15 protein-coding genes and 1 riboswitch are annotated in these 14,552 nt (G+C 66.1%); of the genes, 13 read left to right on the top strand and 2 right to left on the bottom strand.

Annotated features, from left to right (window positions below):
* Nucleotides 1-49 precede the first annotated feature (49 nt).
* Complete coding sequence (locus tag BP26_RS0125565; protein ID WP_029923387.1) at nucleotides 50-532, bottom strand: nuclear transport factor 2 family protein; 483 nt, start codon at nucleotides 530-532, stop codon at nucleotides 50-52.
* A gap of 238 nt (nucleotides 533-770) precedes the next feature.
* Here BP26_RS0125565 and metK point away from each other — a divergent pair, with 238 nt between their 5' ends.
* Complete coding sequence (gene metK / locus BP26_RS0125560) at nucleotides 771-1,973, top strand: methionine adenosyltransferase (RefSeq protein ID WP_029923386.1); 1,203 nt, start codon at nucleotides 771-773, stop codon at nucleotides 1,971-1,973.
* A gap of 75 nt (nucleotides 1,974-2,048) precedes the next feature.
* On the opposite strand, the gene BP26_RS0125555 is transcribed toward metK, so the two are convergent.
* On the bottom strand, nucleotides 2,049-2,495 hold the full coding sequence (locus BP26_RS0125555) for an SRPBCC family protein (protein ID WP_029923385.1): 447 nt from the start codon (nucleotides 2,493-2,495) through the stop codon (nucleotides 2,049-2,051).
* Nucleotides 2,496-2,661: 166 nt separating this feature from the next.
* A riboswitch (S-adenosyl-L-homocysteine riboswitch) is annotated at nucleotides 2,662-2,753 on the top strand.
* A 16-nt stretch (nucleotides 2,754-2,769) separates the two neighbouring features.
* Here BP26_RS0125555 and ahcY point away from each other — a divergent pair.
* The 12 genes from ahcY to BP26_RS0125490 all read left to right on the top strand — a co-directional run.
* Entirely contained in the window at nucleotides 2,770-4,194 is a 1,425-nt protein-coding gene (ahcY, locus tag BP26_RS0125550; protein ID WP_029923384.1) for an adenosylhomocysteinase, read from the top strand.
* A gap of 55 nt (nucleotides 4,195-4,249) precedes the next feature.
* Nucleotides 4,250-5,107, top strand: coding sequence for a methylenetetrahydrofolate reductase [NAD(P)H] (metF, locus tag BP26_RS0125545; RefSeq protein WP_029923383.1), 858 nt, complete (start codon nucleotides 4,250-4,252; stop codon nucleotides 5,105-5,107).
* A gap of 119 nt (nucleotides 5,108-5,226) precedes the next feature.
* Nucleotides 5,227-5,862: a trimeric intracellular cation channel family protein gene (locus BP26_RS0125540; RefSeq protein ID WP_029923382.1), complete on the top strand. Its 636-nt coding sequence runs from the start codon at nucleotides 5,227-5,229 to the stop codon at nucleotides 5,860-5,862.
* Nucleotides 5,859-6,527, top strand: a complete 669-nt coding sequence (gene mtgA / locus BP26_RS0125535) for a monofunctional biosynthetic peptidoglycan transglycosylase (protein ID WP_029923381.1) — start codon at nucleotides 5,859-5,861, stop codon at nucleotides 6,525-6,527. The genes BP26_RS0125540 and mtgA overlap by 4 nt, the downstream gene beginning before the upstream one ends.
* 690 nt (nucleotides 6,528-7,217) lie before the next feature.
* The gene (gene thiD / locus BP26_RS0125525; RefSeq protein WP_029923380.1) at nucleotides 7,218-8,000 is read left to right on the top strand and encodes a bifunctional hydroxymethylpyrimidine kinase/phosphomethylpyrimidine kinase; all 783 of its coding nucleotides are present in this window, start codon (nucleotides 7,218-7,220) and stop codon (nucleotides 7,998-8,000) included.
* A 187-nt stretch (nucleotides 8,001-8,187) separates the two neighbouring features.
* Nucleotides 8,188-9,477: a glutamate-1-semialdehyde 2,1-aminomutase gene (gene hemL / locus BP26_RS0125520; protein ID WP_029923379.1), complete on the top strand. Its 1,290-nt coding sequence runs from the start codon at nucleotides 8,188-8,190 to the stop codon at nucleotides 9,475-9,477.
* Complete coding sequence (gene ftsY / locus BP26_RS0125515) at nucleotides 9,474-10,397, top strand: signal recognition particle-docking protein FtsY (RefSeq protein WP_029923378.1); 924 nt, start codon at nucleotides 9,474-9,476, stop codon at nucleotides 10,395-10,397. The genes hemL and ftsY overlap by 4 nt, the downstream gene beginning before the upstream one ends.
* Before the next feature lie 122 nt (nucleotides 10,398-10,519).
* Complete coding sequence (gene ftsE, locus BP26_RS0125510) at nucleotides 10,520-11,215, top strand: cell division ATP-binding protein FtsE (protein ID WP_051749571.1); 696 nt, start codon at nucleotides 10,520-10,522, stop codon at nucleotides 11,213-11,215.
* Complete coding sequence (gene ftsX / locus BP26_RS0125505; RefSeq protein ID WP_084183457.1) at nucleotides 11,202-12,176, top strand: permease-like cell division protein FtsX; 975 nt, start codon at nucleotides 11,202-11,204, stop codon at nucleotides 12,174-12,176. Before ftsE ends, ftsX begins: the two co-directional genes overlap by 14 nt.
* A gap of 190 nt (nucleotides 12,177-12,366) precedes the next feature.
* The gene (gene rpoH, locus BP26_RS0125500; protein ID WP_029923375.1) at nucleotides 12,367-13,248 is read left to right on the top strand and encodes an RNA polymerase sigma factor RpoH; all 882 of its coding nucleotides are present in this window, start codon (nucleotides 12,367-12,369) and stop codon (nucleotides 13,246-13,248) included.
* Nucleotides 13,249-13,466: 218 nt separating this feature from the next.
* On the top strand, nucleotides 13,467-13,949 hold the full coding sequence (locus tag BP26_RS0125495; protein WP_029923374.1) for an REP-associated tyrosine transposase: 483 nt from the start codon (nucleotides 13,467-13,469) through the stop codon (nucleotides 13,947-13,949).
* A 205-nt stretch (nucleotides 13,950-14,154) separates the two neighbouring features.
* A partial coding sequence (locus BP26_RS0125490) for an aldehyde dehydrogenase family protein (protein WP_029923373.1) occupies nucleotides 14,155-14,552 on the top strand: 398 nt, incomplete at its 3' end.

The raw sequence follows: 14,552 nt of genomic DNA, 5'->3' as shown, positions 1-14,552 counted from the left end.
GGACCACTGCTCAGACGCGGTGGCCCCGCCTGCCCCTACCCGCCGGAAGCTAGTCCTTCACCTGCACACCCGGCGCCGCGACCGAGTCCACGGAAAAGTACGGATGCCAGGTCCCGTTGCGGAATTCGAGCGAGTCCGCGAAGTACACGGTCAGCGGCTTGCCATCCTGGTCATGCTTCTGCTGCACCGCGTAGGCGATGGCACTGCGGCCATGCACCAGCACCGTCAGTTCCACCACCGGCAACGGCAGGTTCTTGCCCTTGTGCGCCGCGGCGTGCTTCAGGATGTCGGCCTTGGTGTAGGTTTTCCCGTCGAAGCTGAGGTTGGTGTAGTCGTCGTCGAGCAGGCATCCCAGCGTCTTGGTGTCGCCGCCCATCTCCGCCACCAGCCAGGCGTGTTCGACATCGCGCACCGACTGTTCGTCGTGTGTCTTGGGGTGCGGCAGCAGGGAATCGCAGGACAGCGGGGCGGCCACGGCGGGCCCCGCCACGGCACCGAGGCAAAGCAGGGCAATGGCTGGCGTGCGGCGCATGTTTCGTTCCCTGGCGTGGATGGATATTGGATGCGGGCCGGCGCGGAGAGGTTTGGCGAACCCCTGGCGAATCAACGGCCGTTCCGCCGTACATGAACCTGCAATATCGTATGGCGCATTGTAGCGGGGGGCCGTCGCCGGCCGCCGCGGTGCGGGAGCGTTTCTGGCGGATGCACCCCGGTGCCGTTTGATCTACAATATCCGCCTATCCGTATAAACAGATGATGAGGATTGCAACTTGAGCGAGTATCTTTTCACGTCCGAATCCGTGTCCGAAGGCCATCCGGACAAGGTCGCTGACCAGATTTCCGATGCGGTGCTGGACGCGATCATCGCCCAGGACAAGCGCGCGCGCGTCGCCTGCGAAACGCTGGTGAAGACCGGTGTCGCCATCGTCGCCGGTGAAGTCACCACCAGCGCCTGGGTCGACCTCGAGCAGCTGGTGCGCAAGGTCATCATCGACATCGGCTACGACTCTTCCGATGTCGGCTTCGACGGCGCCACCTGCGGCATCCTCAACATCATCGGCAAGCAGTCGCCCGACATCAATCAGGGCGTGGACCGCAAGAGCCCCGAGGAACAGGGCGCCGGCGACCAGGGCCTGATGTTCGGCTACGCCTGCGACGAAACCCGCGAGCTGATGCCGGCACCGATCTACTACTCGCACCGCCTGGTCGAGCAGCAGGCCAAGGTGCGCAAGGCCAAGAACAGCAAGCTGCCCTGGCTGCGCCCGGACGCGAAGTCGCAGGTGTCCCTGCGCTACCGCGACGGCGTCGCCGTCGGCGTCGATGCGGTGGTGCTCTCCACCCAGCACTCGCCGGACGTGAAGTACAAGACGCTGAAGGAAGGCGTGATGGAGGAAGTGATCAAGCCGGTGATTCCGGCGAAGTGGATCACCAAGGCCACCAAGTTCCACATCAACCCGACCGGCCAGTTCATCATCGGCGGCCCGGTGGGCGACTGCGGCCTGACCGGCCGCAAGATCATCGTCGACAGCTACGGCGGCTGGGCCCGCCACGGCGGCGGCGCCTTCTCCGGCAAGGACCCGTCCAAGGTCGACCGTTCGGCCGCCTACGCCGCGCGCTACGTGGCCAAGAACATCGTCGCCGCCGGCCTGGCCTCGCGCTGCGAAGTGCAGATCAGCTACGCCATCGGCGTGGCCGAGCCGACCTCGATCTTCGTCACCACCTTCGGCACCGGCATCATCCCCGACGAGAAGATGGAGAAGCTGGTGCGCAAGCATTTCGACCTGCGCCCCTACGGCATCGTCAAGATGCTCGACCTGATCCACCCGATGTACCAGGTCACCGCCTCCTACGGCCACTTCGGCCGCAAGCCCTACGACGTCACCCTGCCGAACGGCGAGAAGTTCACCGCCTTCTCCTGGGAAAAGACCGACAAGGCCGAGGCGCTGAAGGCCGACGCCAAGTCGATCAAGTAAGCTTCCAGCCGTATCCGAAAAGGCCGCCTCCGGGCGGCCTTTTCGCTTTTCGGGCAAGGGCTCGGGCACGCCGGCTCAGTCCGGAATCTCCGGCTCGACCAGCCTCGCCAAGTGGGCCAGCGATTGCTGCCAGCCGAGGTAGCAGGCCTCGACAGAAATGACCGAGGGGATGCCCTCCTGCACGATGTGAAGTTCGCAGCCGCAGAACACCGGCTTCAGGCTCACCGTCGTCTGCATCTCGCTGGGCAGGTTCGGATCGTCGAACTGCGCGGTGTAGCGGATGCGCTCGTGGGGCACCAGTTTGAGGTAGGTGCCGCCGAAGGAATGGCCGTGGCCGGTGCTGAAGTTGGTGAACGACATGCGGTAGCCGCCGCCGACCTTCGCATCCATATGGTGAACCTTGGCGGTGAACCCGTCCGGGGGCAGCCAGCGGGCCATGGCGTCCGCATCGAGGAAGGCGCGGTAGATTTTTTCAGGCGTGGTGCCAAGCACGCGGTGCAAGCGGACAACGTTGAGGCTCATGTCAGGATCTCCATTGGTTTTATTGAGGCGAATCCGGCGGGGGCCGGGGTCGCATCGGGGCTGCATAAGGACGTCGAGCGGCCCGCCTGATTTTCGACAGTACCGGGCAAAAAAGCCCCGTCTATCCTTTTATCCGCATAAGCGGATATACTGCATCCCTCTGATCCCCGCCGAGGGGCGCTGCGAGCCGCCAGGATTGCATCCGCGCGGACCAGGCTCGGCTGGTGGACTTCCTGAACGGAACCGCGCCCCAAGACTTCGAGAGAGAACACTCATGAGCGCCGTGATCAAAACTCCCGCAAACGCCGACTACAAGGTCCGCGACATCGCCCTGGCCGATGCCGGCCGCAAGCAGATCGATATCGCCGAAGCCGAAATGCCCGGCCTGATGTCGATCCGCAAGAAATACGCAGCCGGCAAGCCCCTGAAGGGCGTGCGCATCACCGGCTCGCTGCACATGACGACGCAGACCGCCGTGCTGATCGAGACCCTGGTCGACCTCGGCGCCTCGGTGCGCTGGGCCTCCTGCAACATCTTCTCGACCCAGGACGAGGCCGCCTCGGCCATCGCCGCCACCGGCGTGCCGGTGTTCGCCTGGAAGGGCGAGACCCTGGAAGAGTACTGGGACTGCACCCTGGACGCCGTGGTCCACCCGGACGGCAAGGGCCCGCAGCTGGTGGTCGACGACGGCGGCGACGTGACGCTGCTGATCCACAAGGGCTACGAGCTGGAAGACGGCGACAAGTGGGTCGACTCCGACTCCTCCAACCACGAGGAGCAGGTGATCAAGAACCTGCTCAAGCGCGTGGCCAAGGAACGCCCGGGCTTTTGGCACAAGCTGGTCGCCGAATGGCGCGGCGTGTCCGAAGAGACCACCACGGGCGTGCACCGCCTGTACCAGATGCTGGAAGCGGGCAAGCTGCTGGTGCCGGCGATCAACGTCAACGACTCCGTCACCAAGTCCAAGTTCGACAACCTCTACGGCTGCCGCGAGTCGCTGGCCGACGGCATCAAGCGCGCCACCGACGTGATGGTGGCGGGCAAGGTGGCGGTGGTGTGCGGCTACGGCGACGTGGGCAAGGGCTCGGCGCACTCGCTGCGCGGCTTCGGCGCGCGCGTCATCGTCACCGAAATCGACCCGATCAACGCCCTGCAGGCGGCGATGGAAGGTTTCGAAGTCACCACCATCGAGGAAACCCTGGGCCGCGGCGACATCTACGTCACCACCACCGGCAACCGCGACGTCATCACGCTCGAGCACATGGAGCAGATGAAGGACCAGGCCATCGTCTGCAACATCGGCCACTTCGACAACGAGATCCAGGTCGACCGGCTGGTCAAGGCCGCCAAGCACCTCAACATCAAGCCGCAGGTGGACAAGTACACCTTCCCCAAGGGCAACTGCCTGTACCTGCTGGCCGAAGGCCGCTTGGTCAACCTGGGCTGCGCCCATGGCCATCCGAGCTTCGTCATGTCCAACTCCTTCGCCAACCAGACCCTGGCGCAGCTGGACCTGTGGGCGCACAAGGACAGCTACGAGAAGAAGGTATACCGCCTGCCCAAGCACCTCGACGAGGAAGTGGCGCGCCTGCACCTGGAGAAGATCGGGGTCAAGCTGACGCGTCTGACCGAAGCCCAGGCCGCCTACCTCGGCATCTCAGCCGATGGCCCGTACAAGCCCGAGCACTACCGCTACTAAGCGAGCGACAACAGGGGCCGCGCAAGCGGCCCCTTTCATCTGAGGAGCTCTTTACATGGCTCAGACACAGAGCTTTTCCTTCGAATTGTTTCCGCCGCGCACTCCCGAGGGCGTGGCCAAGTTACCGGCGATCGTGGCACAACTGGCCGCGGTCAAGCCGAAATATTTTTCGGTGACGCACGGCGCCGGCGGTTCCACTCAGGACGGCACCTACGACACCGTGGTCAAGGTGGTGGAACACACCGGCGTGGAAGCGGCGCCGCACCTGACCTGCGTCGGCTCCACCCGCGCCAACATCGCGGCACTGCTGCAGCGTTACCGCGATGCCGGGGTGAAGCGCATCGTGGCGCTGCGCGGCGACCTGCCGGCCACGGCGATGAGCCCGTCCGCGCCGGGCGAGTTCCACTACGCCAACGAGCTGGTCGGCTTCATCCGCGAAACCCATGGCGATGCCTTCGAGATCGAGGTGGCCGCCTACCCGGAGATGCACCCGCAAGGCAGCGGCCCCATCGTCGACTTCGAGCATTTCCGCCGCAAGGTGGAAGCCGGCGCCGACGCGGCGATCACGCAGCTGTTCTACAACGCCGACAGCTACTTCGATTTCATCGAGCGCTGCGCCAAGGCCAAGCTCACCATCCCGGTCATCGCCGGGGTGATGCCGATCACCGGCTTCCAGAACATCGTGCGCTTCTGCACCAGCTGCGGCGCCGACCTGCCGCGCTGGATCCGGCTGCGCCTGGAAGAGTTGCAGGACGACAAGCCGGCCCTGCTCGACTTCGGCCTGGACGTGGTGACGCGGTTGTGCGAAACCCTGCTCAAGGGCGGCGCGCCCGGGCTGCATTTCTACACCATCAACCAGGCCGAGCCGACCTTGCGGCTGTGGAAGAATCTGGCGCTGCCGGTACCGGTGTAGCAGAGGGTTGAAGCCGGGCGGCGCCTACGGCGCCGTTCGGAAAATGCGAAACACCCTCACCCCGTCATTCTCGCGCACCTTTTGATTTTTCCCGCGCCCGCGGGCATGCTCGCGCCGCCATGACGATCCTGCAAACCCTCGACTACGCTGGCGTCGCCGTGTTCGCGGTGAGCGGCGCCATCGCGGCCGGGCGCAAGAGCTTCGACCTGCTCGGCGTGGTGGTGATCGCCCTGGTCACCTCGATCGGCGGCGGCACGGTGCGCGACGTGCTGCTCAACCGCCAGCCGGTGTTCTGGATCGGCAACCCCACCTACCTGCTGGTGATCGTCGCCACCGCCCTGCTGACGGTGCCGTATACCCGCCACTTCCGCACGCCGACGCAGACGTTGCAGGTCGCCGACGCGCTGGGCCTGGCCTTCTTCGGCATCAGCGGCGCCCAGGTGGCGGAGAACGCGCATTTCCCCGGCGTGATCATGGTGGTGATGGGCACCATCACCAGCGTCTTCGGCGGCGTGCTGCGCGACGTGTTGTGCAACGAGATCCCGATGATCCTGCGCAAGGGCAACATCTACGCCACGGCGGCGATCGCCGGCGTCAGCCTCTACGTCGTCACCAGCAGCCTGGGGGTTTCGCGTGAAATCGCCTCCCTGCTCGGCATGGGGGTGATTGCCGGCCTGCGCTTCGCCTCCATCGCCTGGAACCTGACGCTGCCTGTGTACGAGCTGCCGCCGGAAGAAAACGGTCCGCCGACGTGATCGGATATATCCTGAAACGCCTGCTGCTGGTGGTGCTGGGCCTGTTCGCCTTCAGCGTGCTGCTGGTGTTGCTGTTCCGCTGGGTGCCGCCGCCGACCAGCGCCTTCATGTTGGAAGCGGATATCCGGCCGGTGCACCAGGAGTGGGTCAGCTGGTCGCATATCGCCCCGCCCGCGCGACTGGCGGTGGTGGCCTCGGAGGACCAGAAATTCCCCGACCACCACGGCTTCGATTTCGACGCCATCGACAAGGCGCTGGAGCACAACGAGAAGCACCGCCGCCTCCGCGGCGCCAGCACCATCAGCCAGCAGACCGCCAAGAACCTGTTCCTCTGGTCCGGCCGCAGCTACTTCCGCAAGGGCATGGAGGCGTACTTCACGGTGCTGCTGGAAGCGCTGTGGCCGAAGCGGCGCATCCTCGAGGTCTATCTCAACCTCGCCCAGTTCGGGCCGGACGTGTACGGAGTGGAGGAAGCCGCGCAGCGCTACTTCGGCAAGCCGGCGGCGCGGTTGGACGCGCACGAGGCGGCCGTGCTGGCAGCCGTCCTACCCAATCCGGAGAAGATGCACGCCGGCCGGCCTTCCGCCTACGTGCAGGAACGCGCCGACGATATCGAGGGACAGATGCGCCTGCTGGGATCGGACTACCTGGCAGACCTGCGCTAGAGGCGAGGGCCGGGCTCCCCAGCCCTGCGACAGATTCTTGAAGGCGGCGGCCAGGGTGCGCAACGCGCTTTACAACACCACTTCCTGCGCCGGCAGTGCCGGCAACGACAGAACGGCACCGATATCGACGGTGCCGGCGGGCATGGTTCGCAGCTGAGTTTGCGCCAACGAATCCGACCTTTACCTCAACGACGGCCAGTGCCGTTTCCACGACAGGGATTGGCCGGCGCGGAGCCTGTGAATAGCTGGCCGGCGCCGGTCGCTCCAAATGCTTTTTGCGGCTGAAAAAACAAGGCCCGGAGCGCCGCGCCGGATTCAAGCCAATTCAAGGATTTACTTTAAATAAGCGCCGTAACTTATTGGTGTAAATGGCAAACCGCCATTCACGCACAAATACTGTGGATAACACTGTTGACAAGCCCCTGTGCAAATGCCGAATCGCACGCTGTGATGCGGGTTTTTACAGGTGCGGGCATTTTATGGTCATCCGGTACTAGTCAATAAAATCAATAAGTTGCCAACTTTCTGCTGCATTCTTACAGAAATATGTCGTAGTGACGGGCCTTCCAGCCCTTTGTTGCACTGCAATGTGCATAAGTAAATGCGCAAAGCAATAGGTCAGCCCGATTTTTTTCGCACGGATCGTGCCGCTGGGGAGGATCGGAAAACGCCCTTTCGATAAACTGCGCCATGCCCTCCCCTCCCCTCGTCCTCTGCCTGTCCGGTCTCGATCCCAGCGGCGGCGCCGGCCTCCAAGCCGATATCGAAAGCATTGCCGCCCTTGGGGGCCATGCGCTGGGCGTGGTCACCGCACTGACGGCCCAGGACACCAGCAACGTCGCGCGGGTGGTGGCGACCGACCCGGCGCTGCTGGAGCAGCAACTGGACCTGCTGCTGCGCGACAGCCCGCCGCAGGCGTTCAAACTGGGCCTGCTCGGCGGGGCGGAACAATTGCCGGTGATTCTGGCGGCGCTGCGGCGCTGCCCGGTGCCGGTGGTGTGCGACCCGGTGCTGCGCGCCGGCGGCGGCACCCTGCTGCACAACGAGGCCGCGGCGCAGACCCTGCGGCGCGAACTGTTCGCCGCCGTCACAGTGCTGACGCCCAACGCCGCCGAGGCGCGCCGCCTGTGCCCGGGCAGCGCCACGCTCGACGACTGCGGCGCCAGCCTGCTCGCAGCCGGCTGCGGCCATGTGCTGATCACCGGCGGCGACGAGCCGGGCGCCAAGGTGGTCAACACCTGGTACGCGCCGGGGCAGCCGCCGCGCCGCTACACCTGGCCGCGCCTGCCGGAAACCTTCCACGGCGCCGGCTGCACCCTGGCCTCCGCCATCGCGGTACTGCTGGCGCGCGGCCTGCCGGTGGAGGCGGCGCTGCTGCAGGCGCAGAAGTGGACCCAGCAGGCCTTGCAGCGGGCTATCCGTGTCGGACAGGGCCGGCGCATTCCAGGACGTGTCCCCGGACGCAGCGCATGACTTCTTCCAGGCCGGAGCGATGCTGGTGCAGCTACGCGCTGCTGTTCGTAAACTGATGCATTGAACGCTTGTCCGCGGATAAGCTCCAAGCAGGCCGGGATGAGCGCAGCGAATCCCGGCAGGCGCTATCGAGGTCATCGCCGGGGTTCGTTGCACACATCCCGGCCTACATGTGGAAACGCTTTTCATGGATCGTTCCGAAGAACTCTTCAACCGCGCCCAGCGCAGCATCCCGGGCGGGGTCAATTCACCGGTGCGCGCGTTCCGTGCGGTCGGCGGCGCGCCGCGCTTCATCACGGCGGCGGACGGCGCCTGGCTGCAGGACGCCGACGGCAAGCGCTATATCGATTACGTCGGTTCCTGGGGGCCGATGATCCTCGGCCACCAGAACCCGCGGGTGCGCGACGCCATCCTGGCGCAGGCGCAGATCGGCGTCAGCTACGGCGCGCCGACCGAGCTGGAAATCGAGATGGCGGAGCTGCTGTGCGCGCGGGTGCCGGGGCTGGAGCAGGTGCGCATGTGCAACTCCGGCACCGAGGCCACCATGTCGGCGCTGCGCCTGGCGCGCGGTTTCACCGGCCGCGACTGCATCCTCAAGTTCGAGGGCTGCTATCACGGCCACGGCGACGCCCTGCTGGTGAAAGCCGGCTCCGGCGCGCTGACCTTCGGCGTGCCGACCTCGCCCGGCGTGCCGCCCGAGTTCGCCAAGCTGACCCTGACCGCGCACTACAACGACCTGGACTCGGTGGAGCGCCTGTTCCAGGCCTACCCGGACCGCATCGCCTGCATCATCGTCGAGCCGGTTGCCGGCAACATGAACTGCGTGCCGCCCGCACCCGGCTTCCTCGAAGGCCTGCGGCGCATCTGCACCGCCAGCGGCGCGCTGCTGATTTTCGACGAGGTGATGACCGGCTTCCGCGTGCACCCGCGCGGCAGCGCCGGCCTCTACGGCATCACGCCGGACCTGGTGACGCTGGGCAAGATCATCGGCGCCGGCCTGCCGGTGGGCGCTTTCGGCGGCCGCCGCGACATCATGCAGAAGCTGGCCCCGGTGGGGCCGGTGTACCAGGCCGGCACGCTGTCCGGCAATCCGCTGGCGATGGCGGCGGGGCTGGCCCTGCTGCACCAGCTCGACGACGCGGCGCTGTACACGCGCCTGGAACAAAGTACCCGCACCCTGCTCGACGGCCTGCGCGACGCGGCGCAGTCCGCCGGCGTGCCCTTCACCACGGTGCAGGTGGGCAGCATGTTCGGGCTGTTCTTCACCAAGGCACAGGCGGTGCGCAGCTTCGCCGAAGTCATGGCCTGCGACGCCGAGGCGTTCAAGCGCTTCTTCCACGGCATGCTGAGCCGCGGCATCTACCTGGCGCCTTCCGCCTACGAGGCGGGCTTCGTTTCCGCCGCGCACGGCCCGAACGAGATCGCTTCGACCATCGTCGCCGCCCGCGAGGCGTTTGCGGAGCTGGCCGGCAAATGAGTGAAAACCCGAGCCTGATCGCCAAGTTTCGCAAGGGCATCAACCGCGGCGATTCCTGGCTGACCTATGACCTCGGCCGCCTGTTCACGGCCGACGTGCTCAAGGAAGACGCCATCGACGAGCTGGGCGACCGCCTGCTGCTGGCCGACGCCGGCATCGAGGTCACCACCTGGCTGACCGAACGGCTTGGCGCCGAGCTGCGCGCCGGCCGCATCAAGAACGAGGCGCAGCTGCGCGCGGCGCTGAAGAAGGCGCTGCTGGAGATCCTGCAGCCCATCGCCAAGCCCCTGGTGATCCCGCCCTTCATCAAGCCCTACGTGCTGTTCGTGGCGGGGGTCAACGGCGTCGGCAAGACCACCACCATCGGCAAGCTCGCCGCGCGCTTCAAGAACGAGGGCCGCCACGTGCTGCTGGCGGCCGGCGACACCTTCCGCGCGGCGGCGGTGGAGCAGCTCAACACCTGGGCGGTGCGCGCCGGGGTGCCGCTGATCTCGCAGGGCGCCGGCGCCGACTCGGCCTCGGTGATCTACGACGCGGTGCAGTCGGCCAAGAGCCGCGGCGCCGACCTGGTCATCGCCGACACCGCCGGGCGCCTGCACACGCAAAGTCATCTGATGGACGAGCTGCGCAAGATCAAGCGCGTGGTGCAGAAGCACGACGCCTACGCGCCGCACGAGGTGATGCTGGTGGTGGACGCGACGACCGGTCAGAATGCGCTGAACCAGGCGGTGCAGTTCCACGAGGCGATCGGCCTGACCGGCATCACCATCACCAAGCTCGACGGCACCGCCAAGGGCGGCGTGCTGCTGGCGATCGCGCGGCGCCTGGCGCTGCCGATCCGCTTCGTCGGGCTGGGCGAGGCGATCGACGACCTGGAGCCGTTCAACGCCGAGGCTTACGTGGATGCGCTGATCGGCTGAGCCGGGCCGGCCGCAGCGCTTAACGAAGTTGCCGCCGGGTTGCTATTCTTTGCCGCATGCCGGCCCGGATGCCGGGTCATCGTCCGCAGCACCGCAGATCAAAAAAAGCGTCAATGGCCGACATCATCCACTTCCATCGCGTCAGCCACCGTTACGACGGCGGCCCGCAGATCATCTCGGACGTCAGCTTCACCCTGGGCAAGGGCGAGATGGCCTTCCTGACCGGCCCCTCCGGCGCCGGCAAGAGCACCCTGCTGCGCCTGACCGCCTTGCTGGCGCGGGCGACCGCGGGACAGGTGGTGGTGGAGGGCAAGAACCTCGCCGACATCAAGCGCAGCCAGATCCCCGCCTTCCGCCGCCAGATCGGCGTGATCTTCCAGAACCCGAGCCTGCTCAACGAGCGCACGGTGTTCGACAACGTGGCGCTACCGCTGCTGATCCGCGGCCACAGCGGCGACGACATCGGCCGCCGCGTGCGCGCCGCGCTCGACGCGGTGGGTCTGCTGCCGAAGGAAAAAGCCTTTCCGCTGACCCTTTCCGGCGGCGAGCAGCAGCGCGTCGGCATCGCCCGCGCGGTGGTGGCCAAGCCGCCGCTGCTGCTGGCCGACGAACCCACCGGCAACCTCGACCCGCAGCTGGCGATGGACGTGATGGCGCTGTTCATGCGCTTCAACGAGGTCGGCGTCAGCGTGCTGGTGGCGACCCACGCCATCAGCCTGATCAGCCGGCTGCCGCACCGGGTAATTCACATCGAGAAGGGCACGCTGGAGGAACGGCGCAAGGCGGAACTCATGGATAAGACACATGACTTCAGCTAAGCCCGCCAAGCCCGGCCCCAAGCGCGTCGCCCACCAGCCCTCGTGGCTGGAGAAGATGACGCAGGACCATGTGCGCGCCATCAGCGGCACCCTGTCGGCCCTGGCGCGGCGCCCGATCGGCACCCTGCTCACCGCCTTCGTCATCGGCATCACCCTGGCCCTGCCCGCCGGGCTGAACACCCTGGTGGCCAATCTGGGCCAGGCCGGCGACAGCCTGCAGGGCTCGTTGCGCGCGTCGCTGTTCCTCAACGACGACGTCAGCGCCGAGCGCGGCGCCGAGCTGGCGCACGACATCACCCGGCGGCCGGGGGTGAGCAGCGCCCGCTACATCTCGCGCGAGCAGGCGCTGGAGGAATTCCGCACCTTCTCCGGCTTCGGCGAGGCGCTGGACATCCTCAAGGACAACCCGCTGCCGGCGACCATCGTGGTCACCCCCAGCGCCAAGCAGCCGCAGGCCAGGACCGAGGCCCTGCTGAAGGACCTGGGCACCCTGCCGGAGGTGGCGCAGGCCAAGCTGGACGAGAAGTGGCTGCAGCGCCTCTACGCCATCCTGGACCTGGTGCAGAGGGCGGTGATGATGATCGCCGGCGCCCTGGCCCTGGCGGTGCTGATCGTGGTGGGCAACACCATCCGCCTGGACATCGAGAACCGGCGCGACGAAATCGAGGTGATGAAGCTGATCGGCGCCCCCAACAGCTACATCCGCCGGCCCTTCCTCTATACCGGCCTGTGGTACGGGCTGACCGGGGGCATCCTGGCCTGCCTGCTGGTGCAGGCGGGGGTGATGTCCCTGGTGCAGCCGGCACGGCAGCTGGCGGGGCTGTACGATAGCCAGGCGACGCTCCAGGGCCTGTCCCTGAATGCGGCGGCCGGGGTCTTCGCCGCCGGGCTGGGGCTGGGCTGGCTGGGGGCGTTCTGGGCGGTTTCCCGCCACCTGCGCCACATCGAACCGGCCATCTGAGCCGGCTGTAAGCGGCCTCCGGGGCGGCTTACGGGCTCTTTCGCAGCAGTTTGCGGCCAGGCCCTTGAACGCCCCCGGAGCACCCCCATCGTTTGCTGCCTCAGGCTGAACTTTTCAAGTGTTTAGCACTCCAATCATCCGAGTGCCAAACCTGTTGAAGCCTGATAACATCAGGGGGGTCATGAAACAAATGAATACCACAGCCCTTGCTGTACGGCCTGCCAGCCTGCCGATGCCGCTGTCCGGCAGCCTGGACGCCTATATCCAGAGCGTCAGCCGCGTGCCGCTGCTGACTCCGGAGGAAGAGACGCGCCTGGCGCATGCCCTCCACGACGAACACGATCTCGGCGCCGCCCAGCAGCTGGTGCTTTCCAACCTGCGCTTCGTGGTGCATATCGCCCGCGGCTACATGGGCTACGGCCTGCAGCTGTCGGACCTGATCCAGGAAGGCAATATCGGCCTGATGAAGGCGGTCAAGCGCTTCGACCCGAACGTCGGCGTGCGCCTGATCTCCTTTGCCGTGCACTGGGTCAAGGCCGAGATCCACGAGTACATCCTGAAGAACTGGCGCATCGTGAAGATCGCCACCACCAAGGCGCAGCGCAAGCTGTTCTTCAACCTGCGCAAGTCCAAGAACCACCTGGGCTGGATGACGCAGGCGGAAGTGGAAGCCCTGGCCAAGGAACTGAAGGTCAAGCCGGAAGAAGTGTTGCAGATGGAAGCCCGCCTCGGCGGTGCCGACGTCTCCTTCAACGCTTCCCCGGACGACAGCGAGGAGTCCAGCTACATGCCGGAGGACTACCTGGCCGCGTCGGATGACCCGAGCAGCGAACTGGAGCGCGAGGACTGGAGCGAGCGCCGCGAGACGCGCATGCACGACGCCCTGGAAAAGCTCGACAACCGTTCGCGCGACATCCTGCAGCGCCGCTGGCTCAGCGACGGCAGCAAGGCCGGCTTGCAGGAGCTGGGCGACGAATACGGCGTCTCCGCCGAGCGCATCCGCCAGATCGAATCGGCGGCGATGAAGAAGCTGCGCAAGGCGATCGAAGAGGAACAGCTCGAGACGGCGTAAGCCGGATCGAGTTTGAGAAGAAGCCCGGCGATGCCGGGCTTTTTTGTGGGCACACACAAAAATCAAAGCGATGAACTCGCCCCTTGCGCCGTCCACATAGTAGGGCGGCCTGTGGCCGCCGATGCGCACCATCCATCCGCGACTCCGGGTGGATTGATTCCACCGTCGCGTCACGCGTAGGCCGTGCACGGCGGCCACAGGCCGCCCTACAATCGGGCATGCCGAATTACGTGCGAGCCCGCGTCGAAGGGGCGACTTATTTCTTCACGCTGACGACGCAAAATCGCGCCCCCGTTCTGGTCAACAACGAAGTTCGTCATGCCCTGCGCGATGCAATCGAAGCTACACGCACTCGATGGCCGTTCACCGTCGATGCATGGGTGTTGCTTCCCGATCACCTGCATTGCCTGTGGACGTTACCGCAGGGAGACGCGGATTTTTCCAGGCGGTGGGCCACGATCAAGCGACTTACTACCCAGACAGTCGGGCGCTCCGTCTGGCAACCCCGCTTCTGGGAACACCTGATTCGCGACGAAACCGATTTCCAGCGGCACTTCGACTACGTCCACTGGAATCCGGTCAAACACCAATTGGCGCAGCGGGCGCTTGATTGGCCGTATTCGACATTTCACCGCTATCTGAAACAAGGGATTTATACGGCGGATTGGTGCGATATGTCGCCGGATCTTGATCTGGATTAGGGCGCAGCGGCGGGCACGGCCCGCCCTACTATGTACTCGCGCTTTAATCGTAGGGCGGGCCGTGCCCGCCGCTGCGCACCATCAAATTCGGATGACGGGCAGCCACTTGGCCCGTCTTCGCCGACGCCGTCATCGCCGCGGGGTTGCGGTCAGCGCCGGCGGCTACTAGAGTCGGAAGCCTCCCCTCCAGAACCAAGGACGCGCGATGGCCACGGAACGGTATGCCTTGAAGGTCCCGGGTGCGAAGAGCGCTTCGCCGGATGTGACGGTGCTGGCGCCGTTCGACCGCAAGCCCATCGCCACGGTGGCGACAGCGGATGCCGCGACCATCGAGCATGCGCTGGCGACGGCGCACAAGCTCTACCGCAACCGCGATGCCTGGCTGCCGCTGGCCAAGCGCATCTCGATCCTCGAGGGCACCGCCAGCATGATGAAGGCGCGGGCCGAATACCTGGCGATCGAGGCGGCGCGCGAGGGCGGCAAGCCACTGGTGGATTCGAAGGTGGAGGTGGCGCGGGCCATCGACTCGGTACGCATCGCCATCGAGCACCTGCGCACGCAGCAGGGTGAGGTGATCCCGATGAACGTGGGCGCCTCCAGCGC

It is taken from the genome of Nevskia soli DSM 19509, from assembly GCF_000711955.1.
GTDB classification, from domain to species: Bacteria; Pseudomonadota; Gammaproteobacteria; order Nevskiales; family Nevskiaceae; genus Nevskia; species Nevskia soli.
Note: the sequence above shows the minus strand (reverse complement) of the source record. Positions and strands in the feature narration are given on the sequence as shown.

Coding starts and splice junctions, on each gene's coding strand:
- ahcY (WP_029923384.1), top strand. CDS start 2,770: ATGAGCGCCGTGATCAAAACTCCCGCAAACGCCGACTACAAGGTCCGC.
- BP26_RS0125540 (WP_029923382.1), top strand. CDS start 5,227: ATGACGATCCTGCAAACCCTCGACTACGCTGGCGTCGCCGTGTTCGCG.
- BP26_RS0125495 (WP_029923374.1), top strand. CDS start 13,467: ATGCCGAATTACGTGCGAGCCCGCGTCGAAGGGGCGACTTATTTCTTC.
- thiD (WP_029923380.1), top strand. CDS start 7,218: ATGCCCTCCCCTCCCCTCGTCCTCTGCCTGTCCGGTCTCGATCCCAGC.
- hemL (WP_029923379.1), top strand. CDS start 8,188: ATGGATCGTTCCGAAGAACTCTTCAACCGCGCCCAGCGCAGCATCCCG.
- metF (WP_029923383.1), top strand. CDS start 4,250: ATGGCTCAGACACAGAGCTTTTCCTTCGAATTGTTTCCGCCGCGCACT.
- rpoH (WP_029923375.1), top strand. CDS start 12,367: ATGAATACCACAGCCCTTGCTGTACGGCCTGCCAGCCTGCCGATGCCG.
- BP26_RS0125565 (WP_029923387.1), bottom strand. CDS start 532: ATGCGCCGCACGCCAGCCATTGCCCTGCTTTGCCTCGGTGCCGTGGCG.
- BP26_RS0125555 (WP_029923385.1), bottom strand. CDS start 2,495: ATGAGCCTCAACGTTGTCCGCTTGCACCGCGTGCTTGGCACCACGCCT.
- ftsY (WP_029923378.1), top strand. CDS start 9,474: ATGAGTGAAAACCCGAGCCTGATCGCCAAGTTTCGCAAGGGCATCAAC.
- ftsX (WP_084183457.1), top strand. CDS start 11,202: ATGACTTCAGCTAAGCCCGCCAAGCCCGGCCCCAAGCGCGTCGCCCAC.